This window comes from Shouchella clausii (genome assembly GCF_002250115.1).
Taxonomy (GTDB): domain Bacteria; phylum Bacillota; class Bacilli; order Bacillales; family Bacillaceae_D; genus Shouchella; species Shouchella clausii.
Genome location: NZ_CP019985.1, coordinates 4,341,077 through 4,362,522, shown reverse-complemented (window position 1 = coordinate 4,362,522; position 21,446 = coordinate 4,341,077). Strand labels below are relative to the sequence as shown.

Genomic DNA, 21,446 nt, shown 5'->3' with positions numbered 1-21,446 from the left:
TTCTAGGGCGTACTCTAGCCGAAGCGGTAACGCGAAAGGGGTTAGGTGAAGATGCATGCATTTGAAAACCTAAAACAGCAGTTTTTGCGGCCAGCAGATGAATTCACGCCGATCCCGTTTTGGTTTTGGAACGACAAGCTGTCAAGGGGTGAGATCGTTCAGCAAATTCAAGATTTCCATGCGAAGGAGGTTAGCGGTTTCGTTCTTCATCCGCGGATGGGCTTGCCTCGGGAAATGCCATATTTGTCGGATCCCTTTATGGAGATGATTGAGGTCGCCTTATCGGAAGCCGAGAAGTTGGGCATGAAAGTCATTTTGTACGATGAGGGCATGTACCCTTCTGGTTCCGCCTGTGGGATGGTCGTTAAAGAAAATGGCGCCTATGCTAGCAGGGGGTTGGAGCTTAGGGAGTACCCGTGTCAAAATCAATTTGTGCGGCTTCCCATTTCCTTGCAGCAAGGTGAATCGCTCGTTTCTATCCAAGCCGTTCGTAAGCTGTCGGAGAGCCAGATCGAGGCGGACAGTGCAGTCGTTCTTTTTTGTGAGGGCAGTGTAGTTGAATTTGCTCCACCGAAACAAGGCGACTGGTCGGTGTTGGTCTTTGTCGATACGCCATCACGGGGGACGATACGCGGTGTTCATCCTGGACAGGACGACGGAGAGCCTGATGCGCCATTGGCCGCAGATTTGTTGAACCGAGATGCAGTGCAATCGTTTATGAGATTCACGCATGAACGCTATTACGAAAAGTTTAGCGACTATTTCGGTACAACGATTATCGCCATGTTCACGGACGAACCGGATTTGCTTGGCCGAGGGCATGTACCTGGCTTAAAGCCATGGACGAGATCGTTTTTAAGTGACTATGTGGCAGATGGTGGCGACGAGCGGGATTTGCCGGCCCTTTGGTTGGATGCTGGGGAAGAGACCGGTGCCATTCGTAACCGTTTTGCTGGAGCGATTCGACGCCGTTTAAACCAGACTTATTACAAGCCGTTAGCCGATTGGTGCGAGGAGCATGGCATTGGGCTGACTGGACATCCTGCTGGAAGCGACGATATTGGACTGCTTTCTCATTTTCATATTCCTGGTCAAGACATCGTGTGGCGTTATATCGCCCCTGAGGAGAACAAAGCGTTGACAGGCGTTCATAGCACAATGGGCAAATGCTCGTCTGATTCGGCTCGCCACCGCAATAAACGGCGGAATGCAAACGAATGTTTCGGCGTTTGCGGCGTTGAAGGCGGCTGGTCCCTTAGTGCCGACGACATGAAGTGGTACTTGGATTGGTTGTTCGTTCGCGGTGTCAATCTCATTATCCCCCATGCTTTTTATTATTCCATTCGAGGGGAACGGAGAAACGAGAGGCCGCCAGATGTCGGACCGAATAATGGTTGGTGGCCGGAATACGCCAAGTTCTCCCGCTATATGAAGCGGCTGTCCTGGCTAATGACTGATTCCTTAAACAGTGCCAAAGTGGCTGTTCTTGTCGGCGATTCTTTCTTGCCGTGGCGTATCGTTAAGCCGCTGTACGAGTCTCAAATCGAATTTAACTACTTAGAAGAACAATTGTTGAACGATTGCTGCGAAATTAGCAATGGAACGATTCAAATTGCCGGGTATTGCTATGAGGCGATATTGATCGAGCGTGGCTATCAGCTGGCCCGTTCTAGTTGGCAACGCCTCAAGAAGTTTGTTGAGGAAGGAGGCTGCATAATCGAGCTCACTGCAAAGGGTGTTAACTCTCCAGACATTGGACAATGGCAGGTGGGACAAGAAACGGAGGTTCCGGCGTTGCTAACTGGAATGATCGGGAGCGATTATGAAATAAAGCCTGCTGCTTCCACTATACGGATCAGTCGAATCAAAAAGCAGGGTCGGTTATTTTATGTCATCGTGAACGAAGGGGAAACAGCATTTCAAGGAAAGTTGCGTATGGATCTAGGTGGGCTTATCGAATACTGGCGTCCTTGGACAGGAGCGTGTGACGCCGCAATCGGTGAACAGGCGGCGGATTATCTAGCCATACCTATATCCGTAGAGCGGAGAGAATGCTTAATCATTGCCGTAGATCCGAGTCGGCCTCAGCAACAGGGCAGAAAGCAGCCTGTAAGAAAACAAAAGGCAATATTAGATTTATCTCAAGGCTGGCGCGTGATCGGGGGGCCGTGGAAGGGGGAATTAGCCGGGCTATCTACATGGACGAACTGGGAAGGCTTGTCAAATTTCTCGGGAACGGTTGTTTACGAGACTACATTCGAGATCGAAGAGCCGTCCCAAATTCCTTTATGGCGACTAGATTTAGGCGACGTGTACGAAATCGCGCGATTGTCAGTGAACGGAAAAGAAGCTGGCGTTCAATTCTGGAAGCCTTACGTGTTCGAAATTGGCCAGTACTTGCGGCCAGGCACAAATGTTTTGCATGTATCCGTTACGAACAGCTTGGCTAACCGTTACGACAGGAAATCGTTGCTGTCTGGACTGGTGGGGCCTATAAGGCTGTATGGTTTCAGGGTAGATGGAATGGAAAGAAAGGATCGATCCGATTAAGGCAAGAGCGCGAGCAGTTCGGTTGCCGGTATAAAAACGTTAAAACTAGAATGGGAGCAGAGATCAAGTTGATCGCTGCTCCCATTTTGTCTTAGTCGGCCATGTTTTACAATTGCTCCAATATTCAAGGGATTTCACTAAGGATGGGGAAGTAATTTTGTCTGTCCGTTATAGGTAAATGTACTTATAATTGATCTATAATCGATTATGAATCACGACTACTAGTAGAGTGGTGAAATCATGCTAAGCGCAAGGGAATTTTATTTAACAAATAAGCTGTTGAATACGAAAGCTCCGATTAGAATCAAAGATTTGTCAATCGAGTTTGGGGTGAGCACAAGAGCGATTAAGTATGACCTTGAAAATGTTCGCAAATGGTTTAAGTTGCAGGGGAGAACGGTGAATTCCCAGACAAGCAAGGGGATTTGGCTTCAATGCAGTGATCGGGAGCGCGCTGAATTAAGACGGATTTTGGCACAATTCAAACGATCGCAAATTTACCCAGATCAAACGATGCGTGTCAGAAGGATTATTCTGTCCCTATTATGGACGAATGAGTATAAAACCGCTGCTCAGTTATCGGAGATGCTAGCAGTCAGCAGAAACACAATTTTAAGCGATTTGAACCATGTAGACGAGTTTTTAAAATCATGGAATATTGAGTTGGAGCGAAAGCAAAGAACAGGGTATCGCCTTCATGGCAATGAACTTCAGCTGCGGCTGATGCTTGAGCATATTATTTACAACAGCTTAGATGATTATCAAATCTATAAGCTAACGACTCGAATTACGAAAAAAGAGCGGCAAATTGAGATTGGCACGATATTGGAAGAGCCATTAAAACCTATTTATGAAATGGCTGAAAGTCATATGAGCGCGTTCTATTCGCCATCCTTGGCGTCTTTGTTGCGGCTCTCTGATTTGTTGAGATTCCTACTGCGGCTCACGTTTTCGGTGAAAAGATTAACGATGGGGCGTACGATTCATAGCTATCGGATGTTGGAGCGTTCTCATGATCAAGATGATCTCTCCTTGTTTCTGGTGACCGTTATGGAGAAAGTCTACACTGATATGCAGTTGCCGTTGCTCGAGGAAGAATACGCGTATGTATCAGGAAATATAGAAAAAGCATCTGGACAAATGGACATCGTCGACATTACCGAGAAGATGATCGAGTATGTAGGCGAGCAAGAAGGAATCAACTATAAAAAGGATCCTAAACTTTATAGCAATCTGCTTTCTCATTTGTCACTGAGGCTTCAAAATGGCTCATTTTATTTAAATGAAATGAACCCAATGGAGGACGAAGTGAAAAGAAACCATGCGTCTCTTTTCCAAAGTGTCAAGGAAGCTTGCCGCAAGTATGTGAAACAACACACATTGGTAGCCCAAGATTCTTTTATCTCTTTTATTGTTTTGCACTTCCTCGTTTCTTATGAAAATACATTTAAACCGAAAAAGAAAGTAAAGGTTTTATATGTATGTTCAACAGGAAGAGGGGTTGCCCGGTTAATCAAAAATCGGGTAGAAAAAGAAATTCCTGCCGTCGATATTGTCTGTTATTGTTCCTTGCTTGAAGTGGAAGAGATTTGTCAGGCTGAAGAGGTGGATTTGATTATCAGCGTTTTTCCTGTTGAAGCCGCCGTTCCTGTTGTCGTTGTCGAGCCGCTGCCTGCAAAAAGAGATATCGAAGAAATTCGCAAACAAGTACGAGCGATGATCGGTTCAGACGACGAGCAGACGAACGAGCTGTTGGAGAACAATGAGTTTACGATCAGTGAAGATAGTGAGAACCTCAGCCAGGAAATTATTTTAAAAGGCTTTGAAGCTGCTCACGCATTATTGGAAGCCTTTCCAATTAAATCAGAAGAACGATGGAAAAATGCGTTTATGATGCACGTCTTTTTAATGGTTCACCGCTATTACTTTGATAAGCAATATGACCAGTACCTCTATGCAAATAATCAAATGCTAGACAGCGACGAGGAAATGTTCCATAGCGTGCAGCAAATTTTACAGGATAAAGATTTACATGTTCATGAAGCTGAGGTTATTACTCTTTTACAGTACTTGAAAAAATGGAAGTGATTATATGATTCAAGGCATTATTATCCAGAACGGCTTCGTGATTGACCCGGAAACTTTAACGATTAGCAAAAAAGAGATTGGCATCGTCAATGGTGTTTTTACTGCAGTAGAAGATGTGATACAGGCAGGTGGAGAGGTTCAGTATATCGATGCAACCAATCATTATGTTGCACCAGGTTTTATCGACTTGCATGCCCATGTGTTTGAAGATTATACCGAGCTGGGCATTGAGCCCGATTTAGTAGGGATCGATCAGGGAGTCACAACAATCGTGGATGCTGGCAGTGCGGGGTATGAGAACTATCCACTTTTTAAGGAAACCGTGATCGAGAAAAGCAAGACAGAAATATTGGCCTTTTTAAACCTGTCACGAAAGGGCTTATGTAATGGCCTATCTGAGCTTGCCAAATTAGATGAGTTAATGACGCTAAAAGAAGCAAACGAAATTTTCCAACAAGAGCAGAGCCTTGTAGGCATAAAAGCGCGTATGAGCGGTTCTGTTGTGAAAAACAGTGGAATCAAGCCATTAGTCCATGCCAGACAGTTGGCAGACCGGCTTGGCAAGCCAATTATGGTCCATATCGGGAATCCACCGCCGCCTTTACAGGAGATTTTTCCCCTTCTTAAACAGGGGGATATTGTCACGCATGCTTTTCATGGAAAGAAGCATGGAATTTTAACTGAGTCAGGAGACATGATTCCGGAAGCAAGAAGTGCGATTGAAAGAGGCGTCCGCTTCGATGTGGGGCATGGCACTTCGAGCTTTAGCTATAAAACAATGAAACGATTTAAGGACAACTATGATCTTCCATTTACGATAAGCACAGATATTTATAAAAACAACTATGCAACTCCAGTAGGCAGCCTGATGGTGACGATGACCAAGCTTCTTGCACTAGGGTACCGATTGACAGATGTGGTTGCAGCTGTAACAAAAAGAGCAGCCGACACGCTTCACTTAACAGAGCAAGGAACATTTCGCCTTGGGACCATAGCAGATGTGACGATATTCGGCCTTAAAGAAGAAGGGATGTCTACACTTATTGATTCAGAAGGTGAACAACTGAGCTATCATCAAGTGCTTACCCCGTATATAACCGTTAAGACTGGAAAGGTGGCATACACGAAGGAAAATGGAAGGGAAAGTGCAAGAATTATACCGCAAGAGTGAAAACTACGAACTGTGCGTGGAAGTGATGCAATTTACAGAAAACCTATTAAGGCAAGAGCATATTCAGACGACAGACGCGCAGAAGCTATCGTTATTGTCCCATCTTTCAGCGATGGTCTACCGTTCCACGCATAAGGAACGGATCGAGCCTATCGATAAACATCTATTTCAGGAAGTATCCAAGCAATCAATCGAAATGGCAGAAAAAGTGTGCAACAGATTGACGGATTTGCATGAGGATGAGAAATACTTGCTTTCTATCCATTTTGAAACAGCTAAAATGAAGGATTAATCATTGGAGGGGGAATGTAAAATGAGTCAAGTTGTTGTGGTTATCGGGGATCGCTTAGGTAAAGGACATAATGTAGCAAAAGGCGTTGAAGCTGCTGGTGGGAAGGCGATTGTCATTTCCGGTGTTGGCGCGGACATGCGTCTTGGTGATGTTATGGATACAGAGAATGCTGATATCGGTATTTCATTCTGTGGAAGCGGTGGAGCAGGTGCCATCACTGCACAAACAAAATACGGCTACCCAGCACATTATGGCATGCGTTCTGTTGATGAAGGCATCACAGCCATTAATGAAGGAAAAAAAGTACTCGGTTTTGGTTTTATGGATACAGAAGAGCTTGGCAAGAGAATTACGGAAGCCTATTTAAAGAAAGTGCAAGGGTAACATGATGGAGAAGATGGTCCAGCACACCGTTCTAGTAAGCGGCAAAGGAAAGTCAAAGGAGCTTGCCATTAACACCGCGCTCGGGAAAATCCAGAGAAAAGTGATGGATGAGTATAAAGCGATGATTATCCGCATTGAACCTGTAAGCATCCATGTCAATGAAGCGATTGAGCATACGTACACGGAGCGCTTTTTGCTCTTTTTCTTCCCGAGAAAAAGAAGCGAGTATACGGTCAAGCTAGAAGTGGATGTAAAGATTACACTGCTGAAAGTAGAAGAGATTCCTTTTAAAAAAATCGAGTCGCCTGATGGGATTGTAAATCATATTTTCCGCAATAGGCAAGTAGCGGATAAATAGCGGAGGAGAAACATATGGAGATGATAGAGGTAGCAATAAAATCAATCATTATTGGTGCTTTTGTCGGTGTCGGTGTCGGTGCTGGGGCTGCCCGGATGTTCCATGCACCAAAAGCACAAGGAATGGGAGCATTCCGGACACTTGGGGAGCTAAATGCTTGTGCGGGAGATGCGGCATCCCACTTTTCATTCGGATTAGGCTTCTTCTTTAATGCGTGGGCGTCCTCTGTCGGGGCAGGTGCCTTCACACAGGATGTGGACCACCGTATTATTCCTAACTGGGCGGCAGCGGTATTAATGCGCAAAGGCAAGCGCCCAGAAGATACGCTACATAATCCGAAAAAAATGGCGATTTCAGGCGGCATTATTGGGATTATCGTCGTTGCCTTTTTGAACTTGACAGCTTCTGCGATTCCCGAATCATTGCAAGCGATTGCCGTCCACGTCCTTGTGCCGGCAGCAAATTTGTTAATCGATCCGATTATGCCCGTCATTTTCTGGTTGGCCGCATTAGACGCTGGCAAGCGCTCTGGTTTCTGGGGCACAATTTTCGGTGGTGCTGCCCACTTGATTATGGGGAATGCCGTGCCAGGTGTGGTGCTTGGGATATTAATCGGCAAGGGAGTCGATGATAGCGGTTGGACGAAGGTAACGAAGACATTGCTTATTTCTGTTATCGTTCTCTTTATTTTAAGCGCATTTTTCCGTGGCTTCGATATTCAGTTATTGGAGAGCATGAACATGGCTCCACCAGAATGGCTTTTAGACTTTCATAAACTGTTAGGATTAGAGGTGAAGTAAGGTGACAACGCAATCAGAGTCTCTCGCTGAAAAAGATATGTATAAAACGTTTTGGTATGCGGACTGGTCCTTTCCCATTTTTGTCGCCCTTCTTTCGTCAGGCATTTTTGCCGGAACGCATATGTACTATGTGTATAAAATTGGCGCATTCAATGATGTAGCAATTGTCGCTATGTTGGAAGCCGGGATTCAAGGAGCAGGCTACGGGGCAGCAGCCGCTTTTGGAGCGAGCTTTTTATTCGCCCGTGTGTTGGAAGGGGCGCTCGTAGGGATATTAGATATTGGCGGATCCCTGCAAACCGGTCTTGGCATAGGCGTGCCGGCAATCCTGCTAGCGTCGGGTATTACAGCCCCGATTGAAAATTTTATCCTTTCCTTGCTAACAGGCGCTTTGTTAGGGGCACTCGTTGGCTATGCCATCTTGGCAATTCGCAAATTAACAGTTGGGCAATCCAATTCCACGTTTGGTGCTGATATTATGATGGGCGCTGGAAATACATCGGGCCGCTTTCTCGGACCGTTAATCGTTCTTTCTGCAGCAAGTGCCTCGATCCCAATCGGAATTGGTTCAACCATTGGTGCGGCGATTTTCTATATATGGAAAAAGCCAGTAGCAGGCGGAGCGATTTTAGGCGCCATGATTTTTGGCGCAATATTTCCAATCTCTTTAGAATAGGATGAGTGAGCGATGAGTTTTTTTTCACAGTTGGGTCTTCGTAAAGTCATTAACGCCAGTGGGAAAATGACGGCTCTAGGTGCGTCTGCAGTCAGTGATGAAGTCGCAGATGCGCTAAAGCGTGCCGCGCAAGATTATGTCGATATCGATGAAATGATGGAATTCGCCGGCAGTGTGATCGCAGAATATACAGGCGCGGAAGACGGCTGCCCTACATGCGGGGCAGCCGCAGGAATTGCCATCTCGACAGCGTCTGTGATAACCGGAAAAAATCTAACTTTAATCGAAAAAATGCCAGACTCTGAAGGACTTAGCAATGAAATAATTATTCAAAAAGGCCAGCAGATTCATTTTGGTGCAAGCATTGCACAAATGGTTCGAATCGGCGGCGGGAAACCTGTCGAGGTCGGCAATGCGAATAAAGTAGAGGCAGATCATATCGAACAGGCAATCACAGAGAAAACAGCCGCACTTCTCTACATAAAATCCCATCATGCTGTTCAAAAAGGCATGCAGTCGCTTGAAACAATGATGAAAATTGCGAAGGAACACCAGTTACCATTCATTGTTGATGCTGCGGCAGAAGAAGATTTTCAAGCATATATCCGAATGGGCGCAGATATCGTTATTTACAGCGGGGGAAAAGCATTGGAAGGTCCCACTTCTGGTTTGATTTGCGGGAAAAAGAAATGGATGGAAGCGTGCCGCATGCAATATAAAGGAGTTGGCCGGCCAATGAAAGTAGGGAAAGAAGGAGTTGCCGGACTTATCGCTGCTTTAAAACAATATCCGCTTAAGGAAGACAATGGCGATGAACAAATTGAACGTATGACAAAGCTGGCCGATGCTTTGGCGGATGTGAAAGGATTGCATTGTTCGATCAAACAAGACGAGGCCGGAAGAGCGATTTATCGTGCGCAAATTCAAGTTGATCCTAGCAAAGCAGGCATGACAGCAGCAGAGCTTCTTCATCGCCTTGAATCAGGCAACCCAGCCATCTTTTTACGGCATCATTATGTAAATGTGGGGATTTTATCGGTTGATCCCCGTCCTTTACTGAAAGGACAAGAAGACATCATTGCAAGTGAAATCAAACGGATAGTGAAAGAGGGGCAGTCCTCATGAACGAAAAAGTCATTTTCAACGTATTGGCCAAAGATGTAGAAAACGCAAAAGAGTTAGTGCAAGTAGCAGGAGACCGTGTGCTCATAGGCGTAATGGTCAAACATTTTCCATCAGCCAAAGAAGCAATTGAACAGGTGGCATTGTATAAAAACAACGATATTCCTGTCTCAGTAGGACTAGGAGCTGGCGACCCTGCAATGTGGAAAATGGTTGCTGATGTTTCCGCCAAGACGGTGCCAAACCATATCAATCAAGTCTTTCCAGCAGCCGGCTATACACGTGGGCGGATGAGCGAGCTAAAGGCGTCGACTACACTCGTCAACGCACTGATTGAACCAACTGGGACAGCTGGTGAAGTCTATATTTCCACTGGGCCACGCAGTGCTGATTTCAAAGAAAAAGTTTCCTGTGAACTGGCTGCGGCCATGCTTGCTGAAATTGGCGTAGACTCTGTCAAGTTTTATCCGATCGATGGCGAAAAACGTCTCGATGAAGTCGCAGCAATGGTCAAAGCGGCTGTCAATGCCGGTTTAACAATCTTTGAGCCAACAGGAGGAATTGATGTGGACAATGTCGAGCGCATCGTCCAAGTCTGTCTCGACAACGGGGCGGAAACGGTGATTCCTCATTTGTATACATCACTGATTGACCAAAAGACCGGCAAAACAGAAGTGGAGAAAATCAAGCAGTTAATTAGTATGGAATGGAAGTAAAAGGATGAAAAAGAAAGGCGCATATGCAGTCATTTTTGATATGGACGGTGTGATTGTCGACAGTGAGCCTGTTTATCGCTTGTGGAATCAAGAGTTATATCGGCAATTAAAGATTTCTGTTCCTGAGGAAATCAAATTGCAATTGATTGGTGGCAGCATAAAACGGAAATGGCAATTGATTAAAGAGCATTGTGGGCTTTCCCAAACGGTAGAAGAACTAATTCAATACCAGTACGAATCCTTTCAAGGAAAAGAATGCTGCTTCAAGGACATTCAATTTCCCGCTGTCCGGCCTTTAATCGAAAGCCTTAAAAGCAATGGGGTCCGTATAGCATTGGCATCTTCGTCCGACAGAGAGAGAATCAACCGAGTAGTAACCGATTGTGGATTGGCGCATCTATTCGATGTGGTTGTAAGCGGAGAGGAATTTGCGGATAGTAAGCCGGACCCAGAGATTTTCCTGCAGACGGCGAAAAGGCTCGGCCAAGCTCCAGCACAATGTATTGTCATTGAAGATTCAACGAATGGCTTACTAGCAGCAACCCGGGCAGGGATGAAAAAAGTTGGCGTAAAGCATCCATCTATCCCGATGGATTTATCGCTGGCAGATATCACAATCGATTCATTGGAACAGTTAAGCCCTACCATATTAGGAGAGATGGTGTAAACATACTTGAAGGAGAAAAGCGAGGAAGGAGCTTTTCTCCTTGTTTGGTATAGTGGAATCAAGGTATTCTGTAAGACAAGAAAACCTTGACGTCCAGGATCGCTTCCTTTAATATACTAAATGTAAAGCTTTACATATTTTTTTCTTGTTGTGTGTGAGGCTTTACATTATTTATTTTTGTAAAATGTAAAGCTTTACATTCAAATTGATTGAATTCAAATCTGAAACGAGGGGAAATCATGAATGACAGACAAAAAGCTCAAGAGATTCTTGATGCGTTAGGTGGAAAGGAAAATATAGCTGCTGCTTCCCACTGTGCAACACGGCTACGATTGGTTTTGAACGATGAAGGCATTGTTCATCAGAAAAAGCTTGAGGATATGGATATTGTAAAAGGGACATTCTCTACAGGTGGTCAATATCAAATTATCTTAGGGAGTGGCACTGTAAATAAAATTTATCAGGAGCTTGCAGCTTTAACAAATATGGAAGACATGTCAACTGTCGATGTGAAAGATGCGGCGAATCAAAAATTAAATCCGATTCAACGATTTGTAAAGATGCTGTCTGACATTTTTGTCCCAATTATTCCGGCGATTGTCGCTGGTGGTTTGTTAATGGGGCTTAATAACGTCTTAACAGCTTCAGGACTGTTTTTTGATGACTTGTCATTGATCGAAGCATATCCGAACATGGCCGATCTGGCAGCGCTGATTAATACATTTGCCAATGCGCCATTCGTTTATTTGCCTGTTCTCATAGGATTTTCGGCCGCAAAAAGGTTCGGAGGAAATTCGTTTTTAGGTGCTGCCTTAGGGATGCTCATGGTTCATCCCGATTTATTAAATGGGAATGACTATGCTGTAGCAAAGCTAGAAGGCACTGTGCCTGTTTGGAATATCCTTGGCTTTAACATTGAGATGGTAGGCTATCAAAGTACCGTATTACCAGTATTAGTTGCCTCCTATATTTTGGCTCAACTGGAGAAATTTTTGCGAAAGATAGTCCCTACCGTTTTAGATAATTTGCTAACGCCATTATTAAGTCTATTTATAACTGGTATTTTAACGTTTACATTCGTTGGACCACTGACTCGTTCTGCTGGTTATTTCTTAACAGACGGCATTGTTTTCCTATATGAAACAGCTGGACCTATTGGCGGGGCGATTCTAGGTTTCTTATATGCACCTTTTGTCATTACTGGAATGCATCATAGCTTTATTGCAATTGAAACACAACTGCTGGCAGATATGGCGAAAACCGGTGGGTCATTTATCTTCCCAACAGCAGCAATGGCAAACATTGCCCAAGGAGCAGCCGCACTTGCTGTCCTATTTATAACGAAAAGTCAGAAGCTAAAAGGAGTGGCTTCCGCTTCAGGTATTTCAGCATTACTTGGGATCACGGAGCCTGCCATGTTTGGTGTCAATTTAAAACTTCGCTACCCATTTTTTGCTGCACTCGTTGGAGCCGCAGTTGCTAACGCCTATATCACACTGAACAATGTTTTAGCTGTCGCTTTAGGTGCTGCAGGATTGCCGGGGATTATTTCGATTCGCCCAGATTCATTAATCCATTATGTGATCGGCATGGTAATTGCGTTTGTCGTGACATTTAGCTTAACCGTATTGCTCTCAAAGCGTTTTAAAGACAAAGCATAGGGAGTGGTGAAACCGCTCCTCTCTTTACTCGAGGAAGGTGATCAAATGGAGTGGACGAGAGAAAGACGTTATCGAAAGATTGAAGAGGCAACAAAAGAAGAGATCATGCTATTAAAAGAGAAAGTATCCGCTAGTCCTTGGAGGCAGTCTTTTCATATTCAACCAAAAACAGGTTTATTAAATGATCCAAATGGCTTCTCCTATTATAATGGTGAATACCATTTATTTTATCAGTGGTTTCCACTAGGGCCAGTTCATGGGCTTAAATATTGGTATCATACAAAATCCACCGACCTTGTTCATTGGGAGAATGTTGGGATTGGGATAGAGCCTACAGCTTATTTTGATTCGCATGGCGCCTTTTCTGGAACAGCTTTAGAACATGAGGGGTTGCTTTATCTTTTCTATACAGGGAATACACGCGATGCCGATTGGGTTCGACGTCCTTATCAATGTATGGCGACGATGGATAAAACGTATAAGATCAGCAAATTTCCAGCGCCGGTTATTGATCATGTGCCAGAGGGCTATACGGATCATTTTCGCGATCCAATGCTGTTCAAAAAACAAGGCCAATTTTATGCGTTAATCGGTGCTCAACGGGAAGACAAAACAGGAAGCTTGGTCATTTATAAGTCGATTGACCTTCAGTCATGGAATTTTCACGGTGAATTGAAAACGAAACTCCATACATTTGGTTTTATGTGGGAATGTCCAGGTTATTTGGAAATGAACGGAAAAGGAATATTGATCTTCTCTCCACAAGGCTTAAAGCCACAAGGAAATCATTTTCAAAATCTTTATCAAGCTGGCTATTTAATAGGAGAGCCGCTTGATTTCGAAGAGAAACAATTTCACCATGGCAAGTTTCAGGAACTGGATCGTGGCTTTGATTTCTATGCACCTCAAGTAATGAAAGATCCAAGTGGAAGGAACTTGTGTGTCGGTTGGATGGGGCTCCCAGAGATCGAATACCCAACAGATAAACATGGCTGGGCCCATTGTTTAACAATCCCGCGGGAGCTCATCCTAAAAGGGAATCAATTGCTACAAAAACCTGTACCCGAATTAAAAAAACGAAGAAAAGAAAAAGTCGAAAAAACGTTTAAGCTGGTGAACGAAACACAGACATTCCCAGATTTCAAAGGGGATATCTATGAATTACTTTGCGAGTTTGATGCAGGTAGCGCACAAGTGGTAGGCATTAACATTAGAGAGAACGGAACTGAGAAAACGGTAATTAAATACGATAAAGCCAAGCAGATGATCGTTTTAGATCGGACGAGTGCTGGCCAACCATTTGCACAGGAATACGGTACGGTGCGAAAATGCTCCTTTCAAGGAGAATTCGTGAAGTTCCATATTTTTGTTGATCAATCTTCGGTAGAAGTCTTCATTAATGACGGAGAGGAAGTGTTTACGGCAAGAATATTTCCAGATAAAGCAAGCACGGGAATTCGTTTTTTTTCAGAGGGGGAAGCTAGCGTAAGCGCTCGTAAATGGGATTTCTAACATCGCTTTAAAAAGTAAGTTATAATACTTCCATAGAATGTATTCTGGGAGAACGTTAAAATGAGAAAAAATATTAATATTACTGAAGTTGCAAAGGAGGCAGGGGTTTCCATTGCGACGGTTTCAAGAGTGATCAACAACCCCGAAAAAGTAAAACCAAGCACCCGTGAAAAGATCGAAAAAATTATTGAAGAGACTGGTTACCGGCCAAATATTCTTGCTCGAGAATTAGCTGAAAAAAGAACACGTCTTGTTGGAATCATTGCCCACAGTATTATTGGGGAAGGGATCCCGAATAGCATTTATGGGATTAGCGAACAACTAGAAGCGAGAAATTTTAACATTATGATCGCTTGTACGAATGGCGACTTTGAAAGTGAGAAAAAGAACTTTCATATCTTTCAATCCAAGCGAGTAGAAGGGATTTTATTTTTTACGAGAAAGTTTAAACAAGAACACGAAGAATTGATCAGTCGTTTACCATTCCCTGTTATTGTCTTACTGCAAGAAACGGAGAAAGAAAAAATTCCATATGTCGCTTTCGATAATTTCCAGTTTGCAAAAGAAGCTACAGAGAAGTTAATAGCCTTTGGTCACCAACACGTTGCTTTTATTGGTGGACCAAAGGATTCCACTAATAGCCAAGAACGACTAAGAGGATTTTTAAATGCACTAGAAACGAAAGGGTTGCCTATTGGGGAAAAACAAATCTACAACGGCGATTACAGCATTGAATCAGGCTATGAAATCACTAAGCAATTAATGATGAAAAATAAAGAGGTGACAGCAATCGTGGCGGTTAACGACGGGATGGCGATTGGCGCGATTAACTGCTTGATTGCAAACCATATCCAAGTTCCCGGTCAAGTCTCAGTGTTAGGGTTAGACGATACAACACTTGCGAAAGCATCCAGACCTGCCTTGACAGGAGTACACTATTCCTATAAAGAACTCGGGAAAAAAGGGGCTATGATGCTGCTGAGGCAAATTGAAGAGCAAACGTATCGGTTTGAGAAAGAGATCATTCCATATGAGATAAAAATACGTGGTAGTGTAGCACAAGTAGAAAGGAAAGAGTAGGCGCAACCATGGCCATGAAAAGAGGAGAGACTTCCCGTTTTATGGTGGGGCGAATTAAAATTTAAGAATGGCTGATGTAGGTAAGACAACGTAGGCCTCTATAAGAAAGCAGCGAAAGAAGCACGCGGACTAGCACCGCTTAACCTAACCGAGATGGTCTATTACGCGTACAAGCAGCTAGTCCAAAACAATAGAAGAGCGGACGATTGCTCAATTTTAAACAAAGACGAGGAAATTGGGATAAACGGTCCGCGAAAGTAAAGTGGATACGAAGGGCAAGGCGCTTTGTTGTTTTTCTACTAGCAGTTGTACATCCCGCAAGGATTAAACGTTCCAAGCTTGGTCCTGCGGGATGCTGTCTGATCAATTAAACAAGCTTGCTTACACTTTCTTACATAGGTGAATCGGGTTTACCTTGTTCATCAATTTTTACTAGCTTTCGCGGCTTTTGTTCTTTTTTACCGTACCAGAGCAATACATCGGCGAATAAATCTAAAATACGGATGAAATTTTCCTTGTCTTCCTCTGAAATTTTGTCTGCGTATTGAAAGATTTCCTCAAAGCAGAGCTTGTACACAAATCGCGTATATTGTTCGTACACTTCGCGTCCTTTGGCAGAAGGCTTAACATAAATATCTTTACGATTTCCGCTTAAGTGATACTTTTCCAGTAAACCTTTTTCTGTTAGGTGTTTAACATTCTTTGAGAACGTGCTACGGCTGACTCCAAGGCGCGCAGCCATTTCGGACATTTTCTCATCCTTCTCCTCAGCCTCTAGAATATACTCCAAAGTTTGAATCTGCGCTGCGGAAAACGTTATATCTGTGCCATAGCTTCGCTGCTGCTTATAAGTATTAGAATAGGCGTTGCCATACTTAATGATCTTCTCAATAAGGGCTCGATGCTTCCCCATCCATTCTAGTTTCATTAATAAATCCCTTCCATAGTTAAATCGTGTTCCTTTAGAAAGGATCATAACATATTCTGATTACGTATTTCACAGACCTTTACAATTAGATGCGTTTTTCTAGCCACGCAATGGCTTCTGCAATGACTTCGTCGCGGCTCGGCTCGTTGAAGATTTCATGCATCAAATGAGCATAAATTTTTAAAGATTTATCAGCGGATGCGATATCTCCATAAAAATCACGGGAATCCTGCTCGCTGACAAGGCCGTCATTCGCACCATGCATGACAAAGACCGGATCAACGAAATTTTCAGCATACTGCTTTAGCCACGCTACACCCTCACCTAAACGATTAAACAGATCCACGGAAATTTGCTTTTCTACAAGCGGGTCATTCGCATAGGCCGCTACAACTTCAGGGTCGCTGCACACTCCGCTGCCAAGTTCATTCGGAAGATAAGTGCCCGCGGGAAGAGCAAGCGGGAGTTCCCCTGCAACTTGGGTATTATAGCGGGTAAGTGCTCCCGACAACACGATTCCTTTTACTTTGCCCGGGTATTTAGTGCCAAATGCTGCTGACGCAAAGCCACCCATACTATGTCCAATCACAAACACGGGCTTATTGGCGCTTTCCTGCAATGCTTGATCAACCATTACATTAACGTCATCAATAATTTGGTGAAAGTTGCTATAAAATGTGCGTTTGCCTTCTGATCTGGCATGGCCGCGATGATCAAAACGGTATACATTGAAGCCGCGCTCATTTAAGTTTTCCGTCAAATAGTCGTAGCGTCCGGCGTGCTCACATAAGCCATGAACAATGACGACGGCAGCCCTCGCATTGTCTACCAAATTTTTTACAAAGTAAAGCTTTGTACCATCAAAGGATGGGATAGTCGTTTCAATAGAATTCATAAGTCATGTCCTCCTTTTGTATCCGGTTAAAATAAAATTGTTTCTTGTAGAAATTATTTTATCATCAACAGCATAGTTTGTATATAAGAAAATGAAGCGGTTACAAAAAGCGTTTTCCGCGCAGTAAGAAATGATCGCATCGGCTAATGCAGTTGCTTAGAACGGATACTTACTGAACTACTAATCCTTGTAACGGGGCAGGTTGAATTTATTCTTGCTATAATAAAACAAGTGCAGAAATGATGATTGTAATTGATAAAAACAGATTGGCAGCTCCCTCAAAACTTCGAACTACGACTAATCCATATATTGTTAACGCAAATGAAGCAATAAAAGCTATAATTACTAGTGTATACACGACTCCTGTTTGCGAAGTAATCCATTCCATACTATTATGTTTATAATTACTACTTCAATATAAGGAGCACTATAATGAGTGAACAAAAAAAGAAGATCATCTCAGCAGCTAGAAATTTATTTCAAACAAAAGGTTTTTCAGAAACCTCAATGAATCAAATTATAGAAGCTGCACAATCAAGTAAAGGGAATTTGTATCACCATTTCAAAAACAAAGAAAATCTGTTTGTATATATTCTTGAAGAAGATGCTAATCAATGGCTGAAAGATTGGAAAATAGAAGCTGAAAAAAAACAACATAATTCAAACCATATTTTATATACACTCTCAGAATTTGTAGCCAAGTCAAGCGTTAACCTTTATTACCATAAAGCAACCGAAGAGTTTTATCTTAGTGCGTTCAAATCAGACGAGGTCATGAAAAAGATTAAAGAGATAGATAAACTATACCTTGATTTTTTTGTGGATATTATTAAGGAATGCCAAACGTCTAAACAAATCAACCAAAATGAAGACCCGAGCGTATTAGGCTATTTTCTTATGAGTCTATTATTTATAAGTAGTGATTATAAACATTATTATGATGATTTTGAGGAAAATGAGAATAATTTTCATAAGAAAGCCATAGATATTTTCTTAAATGGGGTAAGAAGGTAGCATAAATTTCGCTTCCTTCGAATCCCTGTTGCTAAATATATTTTTTTATATTACAATAGACCGAACGGTCTGTCTGTTATTGAAAGGAGAGTAAATGTCATGAATCATAAACATGTAGCGATTATTGGAAGTGGTGTTGCAGGGGTAGCTACCGCATTATTTTTAAAAAAGGCAGGCATTGAAAGTACTATTTATGAAAGTAGATCAGCCGAAATAGAAACGGGTGCAGGTTTTTTACTGTCTCCAAATGGAGTGAAAGTTTTAGGTGAAATAGGGTGTAAGGATGAGGTCATGGAGGTTTCATTAGGTATAGGCATTGTTGCAGGAACATCCATACTAGCAAAAGTACAGATTGATCGTAAGGGATACCTAGCACTTTTATCTCTGTTCCTTTGCTTGTATTTTTTATTCTTTTTAGCCAAGCAACTAATCTGTATTTACTCACTGTCCTACTCTTCTTTATTGGTGGTGGATATGCACTTACGTATATTCCAGTGTTTTCAGGTGTTCAAGAAAAGACACCACAGCACATCATGGGCAGGGTTACTAGCCTAGTTTATCTTGCCATGAATGGGTTTGACCCTATTGCGTATGCTGTTTTAAGTGCTTTAATAGCTACCGCTTACCCAATTCAATGGATTCTGTTCTCCTTTGGATTAGCTGGATTGTTTGCCAGTATCATTTTATATACGCGAGCTAAAGAATTTATTCAATATAGAACCATGAACAAGAATTAACCTGATGAATTCTAAATAGAGTCCCACCTAATTGCAGTAAAAGCTCGTTCTAAGTAAATAGAACATATTCGTAGGCCGATAAACTCACTAATTAAACTGCCTTACGGAAAAAAGGAACCCACCATTTGGTGAATGCTCTCCGTTCGCTACAACGGAGATGCTATTCACTTAAATGGTGGTTCTAGGCATTTAGGGATGATGACATTTACGTAATACGTAGTTTTTTCCTTGATCGTTTGTTTAAATCAATCGTTGATAGTGGCGAAATGCTCCAACAACAAGCAGACATGAAGCTGCAAAGAGAAGAAGCAGGTAGCTTCCATGTTGTAGGACAAGGCTCCAATCAGGCTGTGCGCCAAGCACTTCCCGTCCTGCTTCAACCGCCCAATTTAGCGGGTTGAAACGGGCGATGACCTCAACCCAATGTGGCACTAATTGCAAAGGCATAAACAAGCCTGACAAAAACAATAAAGGCATCGTCGCAAAGCTGACGGCAGCGGTTAAGCTAGATTCGTTGCGGACGATCAGCCCAAGTGAGATGGATAAAGCGCCCATCGCAAGCCCTAGCAGCACGGCAATCAGGATGAGCTGGACAATGCCTAACAATCCTCCACTAAAGCTGGCGCCTAGTATCGCGGCGACACCAATCATAAGCGCAGCCTGAAAGGATAAGGTTAATGCATCTTGCAGTAAGGAGCCGAGCAGCAAAGCGAGACGGCTTATCGGTGAAATCAACATCCGGTCAAGCACTCCATCTTTGTAGTCGCTCAGGACGCCCATGCCGCTGTAGGCTCCAGCCATCATCGTGCTCATCATCACAATCCCTGGCCCAAGATAATCGATATAAGAGCTGGCAGCAAAACCAGGAATACTCCCTATGCTGGAAAAGACATGGCCAAACAAAATCATCCACAACATTGGCTGTACCACGGTTATGATCAATACAAAAGGGGAGCGGAGCAAGCCTCTCAAATAACGCATGAACACCCATGCCGTATCCGTAAACAGCTTCATGAAGTCTCGTCCTTCCTTAATGTTTTTCCTGTATACAACAGGTAGGCATCCCCAATATCCGGTCTTGATACCTTAATAGAATCTACTGGTATATGTTGTTCTTCCAGTAGTCTGATAACATTGGGGAGCTTCTCAGCTCCGTTCTCTGTAACGACATGCAATGTCGATTCATCTTGCTTTTCCGGCTGTTGAACAGAATAAGCTGCAGCGAGCACTTGCGCAGCTACTTGAGCTTCTCGGCATTCGATTGTAATTGTGTCCCCGCCGACCTTGTTTTTCATCTCATCTGGTGTGCCCTCAGCAACGATTCTGCCTTCATTCATAAATGCGATCCGGTCAGCTAGCTCGTCGGCTTCTTCCATATAATGAGTCGTCAGCAAAACCGTCATGCCAGCATCGCTTTGCAACTGTTTGATCATTTGCCACAGCTCCGCGCGAGATTCGGGGTCAAGTCCGGTAGTCGGTTCATCAAGAAAAAGCAGCTTCGGGCGATGAATAATCCCCATTGCGAGATCCAGCTTTCTTTTCATTCCACCAGAGTAATGTTTGCTCAGTCGATCGGCGGCCTCTTGCAAATGAAAGACAGTAAGCAGCTCATTTACTCTTTCTTTGAGCGCCTTCTTAGGCAGGCCGTAAATTCTGCCTTGCAGCATTAAGTTTTCCCTTCCTGTTGCTGTCGGGTCGACGCCTGAGTTTTGGGCGACACATCCAATCATTTGTTTATTGATTTTGGGAGAGCCAAAATAGTGGATTTCCCCTTGATCAGCCGATGCCAAGGTGGTCAGGATGCGAAACGTTGTTGATTTGCCGGAACCATTCGGTCCTAGCAAGGCATAAATGCTTCCTTCTGCTATTGTTAATGACAAATCTTGAACCGCTTTTATTTTTTTTCCGTACGTTTTTCTAACCTTTTTTAACTGAATCGCTGCATTCATCCGTTCGATTCACCTGCTTTCCTTTCTTTTTCCTTGATTGCTTCTGAAATAAAATCCACCACCTCCTTAGTCATCGGATAAAACATAACACCGTTACTTTCCTCTTTTATTGCGTTCCAGGCATTGCCTAAAAATTCGTCATCACGTCCAAACATTTCATAGGTTCCTTCCATCCAGCGTTCAGCAAGTTTTTGGGCGATCGGAGAGTCAGGCAGTTCGTGGAGGTTTTCACGAATTTCATAAATGAGCGCTACCCACCGATCCAATTTTTGCTGATCCATATTAACGGACAGCATTTTTTCCTGTTCCTCCCGGCTCATATATCGATCGAGCACTTTTATTGCTTCTCGTTCACCTTGCTGAAACATTTGCATAACGCCAAAAATCAGCGGCCAATTTACCTGTTTTTCAATCTGAATTGAATATAAAATTCCTTGCAATGAGCGTTGAAGGTCATCAAGCCTTTTCTTTTCTTCATCGACCATTAACAGCTGCTCGGTGAGCGCTGTTTCCCACGATGGGGGAGGTTCCCTCAGAATAAACTGAATTTTTTCTAAGGAGAATCCTAAATACTTTAACGCTAAAATTTGCTCCAAGCGCATCACTTCTTGATCGCCATACAAACGGTGGCCGCCTTCTGTGGCGCCAGCAGGTTTCAGCAAGTCGATCTCGTCGTAATAGTCAAGTGTTCTAACTGTAACGCCTGTTTTCTTGGACAGCTGGCCGATTGTGTACATCACTAGCCTCCTTCAAATCTAAGTAATTGAATTTATTATAAAACAGCACGTAACGTGGCGTTCAATCCCTAATTTTTATTTTGAATGACATACAGGATTTAATTTTTGT

The 21,446-nt window shown here is 43.3% G+C and carries 22 protein-coding genes; 16 read left to right on the top strand and 6 right to left on the bottom strand.

Annotated features, from left to right (window positions below):
- The first annotated feature begins 51 nt into the window (after positions 1-51).
- The 14 genes from BC8716_RS21440 to BC8716_RS21375 all read left to right on the top strand — a co-directional run bounded on the left by BC8716_RS21440 (position 52) and on the right by BC8716_RS21375 (position 15,077).
- Positions 52-2,550: a glycosylhydrolase-like jelly roll fold domain-containing protein gene (locus BC8716_RS21440; protein WP_094428969.1), complete on the top strand. Its 2,499-nt coding sequence runs from the start codon at positions 52-54 to the stop codon at positions 2,548-2,550.
- 240 nt (positions 2,551-2,790) lie between these two features.
- Positions 2,791-4,638, top strand: coding sequence for a BglG family transcription antiterminator (locus BC8716_RS21435; protein WP_094428967.1), 1,848 nt, complete (start codon positions 2,791-2,793; stop codon positions 4,636-4,638).
- Positions 4,639-4,642: 4 nt separating this feature from the next.
- A complete protein-coding gene (locus BC8716_RS21430; RefSeq protein WP_035204361.1) occupies positions 4,643-5,809 on the top strand; it encodes an amidohydrolase/deacetylase family metallohydrolase in 1,167 nt (388 codons plus the stop codon).
- A complete protein-coding gene (locus BC8716_RS21425) occupies positions 5,784-6,101 on the top strand; it encodes a PRD domain-containing protein (protein ID WP_160162505.1) in 318 nt (105 codons plus the stop codon). Before BC8716_RS21430 ends, BC8716_RS21425 begins: the two co-directional genes overlap by 26 nt.
- 21 nt (positions 6,102-6,122) lie before the next feature.
- Entirely contained in the window at positions 6,123-6,485 is a 363-nt protein-coding gene (locus tag BC8716_RS21420; RefSeq protein WP_094428966.1) for a glycine-rich SFCGS family protein, read from the top strand.
- Between the two features lies 1 nt (position 6,486).
- The gene (locus tag BC8716_RS21415; RefSeq protein WP_011246256.1) at positions 6,487-6,843 is read left to right on the top strand and encodes a DUF4312 family protein; all 357 of its coding nucleotides are present in this window, start codon (positions 6,487-6,489) and stop codon (positions 6,841-6,843) included.
- Positions 6,844-6,857: 14 nt separating this feature from the next.
- On the top strand, positions 6,858-7,643 hold the full coding sequence (locus BC8716_RS21410; protein WP_035204369.1) for a DUF4311 domain-containing protein: 786 nt from the start codon (positions 6,858-6,860) through the stop codon (positions 7,641-7,643).
- Between the two features lie 37 nt (positions 7,644-7,680).
- Complete coding sequence (locus BC8716_RS21405) at positions 7,681-8,319, top strand: DUF4310 family protein (RefSeq protein WP_062747944.1); 639 nt, start codon at positions 7,681-7,683, stop codon at positions 8,317-8,319.
- A 12-nt stretch (positions 8,320-8,331) separates the two neighbouring features.
- Entirely contained in the window at positions 8,332-9,444 is a 1,113-nt protein-coding gene (locus tag BC8716_RS21400; RefSeq protein ID WP_094428964.1) for a DgaE family pyridoxal phosphate-dependent ammonia lyase, read from the top strand.
- The gene (locus BC8716_RS21395) at positions 9,441-10,157 is read left to right on the top strand and encodes a KDGP aldolase (RefSeq protein WP_094428962.1); all 717 of its coding nucleotides are present in this window, start codon (positions 9,441-9,443) and stop codon (positions 10,155-10,157) included. Before BC8716_RS21400 ends, BC8716_RS21395 begins: the two co-directional genes overlap by 4 nt.
- A 4-nt stretch (positions 10,158-10,161) precedes the next feature.
- Positions 10,162-10,824, top strand: a complete 663-nt coding sequence (locus tag BC8716_RS21390; RefSeq protein WP_094428960.1) for an HAD family hydrolase — start codon at positions 10,162-10,164, stop codon at positions 10,822-10,824.
- A 239-nt stretch (positions 10,825-11,063) separates the two neighbouring features.
- Positions 11,064-12,485 carry a sucrose-specific PTS transporter subunit IIBC gene (locus BC8716_RS21385; protein ID WP_094428958.1) on the top strand — a complete coding sequence of 474 codons (1,422 nt, stop codon included), beginning with the start codon at positions 11,064-11,066 and terminating at the stop codon, positions 12,483-12,485.
- 45 nt (positions 12,486-12,530) lie between these two features.
- A complete protein-coding gene (locus BC8716_RS21380) occupies positions 12,531-13,997 on the top strand; it encodes a glycoside hydrolase family 32 protein (protein ID WP_094428956.1) in 1,467 nt (488 codons plus the stop codon).
- A gap of 60 nt (positions 13,998-14,057) precedes the next feature.
- The gene (locus BC8716_RS21375; RefSeq protein WP_094428954.1) at positions 14,058-15,077 is read left to right on the top strand and encodes a LacI family DNA-binding transcriptional regulator; all 1,020 of its coding nucleotides are present in this window, start codon (positions 14,058-14,060) and stop codon (positions 15,075-15,077) included.
- Positions 15,078-15,468: 391 nt separating this feature from the next.
- Here the strand turns inward: BC8716_RS21375 and BC8716_RS21370 are convergent, their stop codons facing one another.
- From BC8716_RS21370 to BC8716_RS23115, 3 genes are all read right to left on the bottom strand, one after another.
- Positions 15,469-16,005, bottom strand: coding sequence for a MarR family winged helix-turn-helix transcriptional regulator (locus BC8716_RS21370; RefSeq protein ID WP_094428952.1), 537 nt, complete (start codon positions 16,003-16,005; stop codon positions 15,469-15,471).
- 85 nt (positions 16,006-16,090) lie between these two features.
- On the bottom strand, positions 16,091-16,900 hold the full coding sequence (locus tag BC8716_RS21365) for an alpha/beta hydrolase (protein WP_094428950.1): 810 nt from the start codon (positions 16,898-16,900) through the stop codon (positions 16,091-16,093).
- Between the two features lie 217 nt (positions 16,901-17,117).
- Entirely contained in the window at positions 17,118-17,288 is a 171-nt protein-coding gene (locus BC8716_RS23115; RefSeq protein WP_491676669.1) for a YesK family protein, read from the bottom strand.
- Between the two features lie 44 nt (positions 17,289-17,332).
- Between BC8716_RS23115 and BC8716_RS21360 the strand changes: the two genes are divergently transcribed.
- Together BC8716_RS21360 and BC8716_RS22420 are read left to right on the top strand one after the other, a co-directional pair.
- Positions 17,333-17,914: a TetR/AcrR family transcriptional regulator gene (locus BC8716_RS21360; protein ID WP_094428948.1), complete on the top strand. Its 582-nt coding sequence runs from the start codon at positions 17,333-17,335 to the stop codon at positions 17,912-17,914.
- 99 nt (positions 17,915-18,013) lie between these two features.
- Positions 18,014-18,469, top strand: a complete 456-nt coding sequence (locus BC8716_RS22420; protein ID WP_157730512.1) for an FAD-dependent oxidoreductase — start codon at positions 18,014-18,016, stop codon at positions 18,467-18,469.
- 422 nt (positions 18,470-18,891) lie between these two features.
- Here BC8716_RS22420 and BC8716_RS21350 read toward each other — a convergent pair whose 3' ends face one another.
- The 3 genes from BC8716_RS21350 to BC8716_RS21340 are packed head-to-tail and all read right to left on the bottom strand — an operon-like array spanning position 18,892 to position 21,337.
- Entirely contained in the window at positions 18,892-19,665 is a 774-nt protein-coding gene (locus tag BC8716_RS21350) for an ABC transporter permease (protein WP_094428946.1), read from the bottom strand.
- Complete coding sequence (locus tag BC8716_RS21345) at positions 19,662-20,600, bottom strand: ABC transporter ATP-binding protein (protein ID WP_094428944.1); 939 nt, start codon at positions 20,598-20,600, stop codon at positions 19,662-19,664. Before BC8716_RS21345 ends, BC8716_RS21350 begins: the two co-directional genes overlap by 4 nt.
- The gene (locus tag BC8716_RS21340) at positions 20,597-21,337 is read right to left on the bottom strand and encodes a MerR family transcriptional regulator (protein ID WP_094428942.1); all 741 of its coding nucleotides are present in this window, start codon (positions 21,335-21,337) and stop codon (positions 20,597-20,599) included. Before BC8716_RS21340 ends, BC8716_RS21345 begins: the two co-directional genes overlap by 4 nt.
- Positions 21,338-21,446: the final 109 nt, after the last annotated feature.

Coding starts and splice junctions, on each gene's coding strand:
- BC8716_RS21440 (WP_094428969.1), top strand. CDS start 52: ATGCATGCATTTGAAAACCTAAAACAGCAGTTTTTGCGGCCAGCAGAT.
- BC8716_RS21435 (WP_094428967.1), top strand. CDS start 2,791: ATGCTAAGCGCAAGGGAATTTTATTTAACAAATAAGCTGTTGAATACG.
- BC8716_RS21430 (WP_035204361.1), top strand. CDS start 4,643: ATGATTCAAGGCATTATTATCCAGAACGGCTTCGTGATTGACCCGGAA.
- BC8716_RS21420 (WP_094428966.1), top strand. CDS start 6,123: ATGAGTCAAGTTGTTGTGGTTATCGGGGATCGCTTAGGTAAAGGACAT.
- BC8716_RS21415 (WP_011246256.1), top strand. CDS start 6,487: ATGATGGAGAAGATGGTCCAGCACACCGTTCTAGTAAGCGGCAAAGGA.
- BC8716_RS21410 (WP_035204369.1), top strand. CDS start 6,858: ATGGAGATGATAGAGGTAGCAATAAAATCAATCATTATTGGTGCTTTT.
- BC8716_RS21405 (WP_062747944.1), top strand. CDS start 7,681: ATGTATAAAACGTTTTGGTATGCGGACTGGTCCTTTCCCATTTTTGTC.
- BC8716_RS21400 (WP_094428964.1), top strand. CDS start 8,332: ATGAGTTTTTTTTCACAGTTGGGTCTTCGTAAAGTCATTAACGCCAGT.
- BC8716_RS21395 (WP_094428962.1), top strand. CDS start 9,441: ATGAACGAAAAAGTCATTTTCAACGTATTGGCCAAAGATGTAGAAAAC.
- BC8716_RS21390 (WP_094428960.1), top strand. CDS start 10,162: ATGAAAAAGAAAGGCGCATATGCAGTCATTTTTGATATGGACGGTGTG.
- BC8716_RS21385 (WP_094428958.1), top strand. CDS start 11,064: ATGAATGACAGACAAAAAGCTCAAGAGATTCTTGATGCGTTAGGTGGA.
- BC8716_RS21380 (WP_094428956.1), top strand. CDS start 12,531: ATGGAGTGGACGAGAGAAAGACGTTATCGAAAGATTGAAGAGGCAACA.
- BC8716_RS21375 (WP_094428954.1), top strand. CDS start 14,058: ATGAGAAAAAATATTAATATTACTGAAGTTGCAAAGGAGGCAGGGGTT.
- BC8716_RS21370 (WP_094428952.1), bottom strand. CDS start 16,005: ATGAAACTAGAATGGATGGGGAAGCATCGAGCCCTTATTGAGAAGATC.
- BC8716_RS21365 (WP_094428950.1), bottom strand. CDS start 16,900: ATGAATTCTATTGAAACGACTATCCCATCCTTTGATGGTACAAAGCTT.
- BC8716_RS23115 (WP_491676669.1), bottom strand. CDS start 17,288: ATGGAATGGATTACTTCGCAAACAGGAGTCGTGTATACACTAGTAATT.
- BC8716_RS21360 (WP_094428948.1), top strand. CDS start 17,333: ATGAGTGAACAAAAAAAGAAGATCATCTCAGCAGCTAGAAATTTATTT.
- BC8716_RS22420 (WP_157730512.1), top strand. CDS start 18,014: ATGAATCATAAACATGTAGCGATTATTGGAAGTGGTGTTGCAGGGGTA.
- BC8716_RS21350 (WP_094428946.1), bottom strand. CDS start 19,665: ATGAAGCTGTTTACGGATACGGCATGGGTGTTCATGCGTTATTTGAGA.
- BC8716_RS21345 (WP_094428944.1), bottom strand. CDS start 20,600: ATGAATGCAGCGATTCAGTTAAAAAAGGTTAGAAAAACGTACGGAAAA.
- BC8716_RS21340 (WP_094428942.1), bottom strand. CDS start 21,337: ATGTACACAATCGGCCAGCTGTCCAAGAAAACAGGCGTTACAGTTAGA.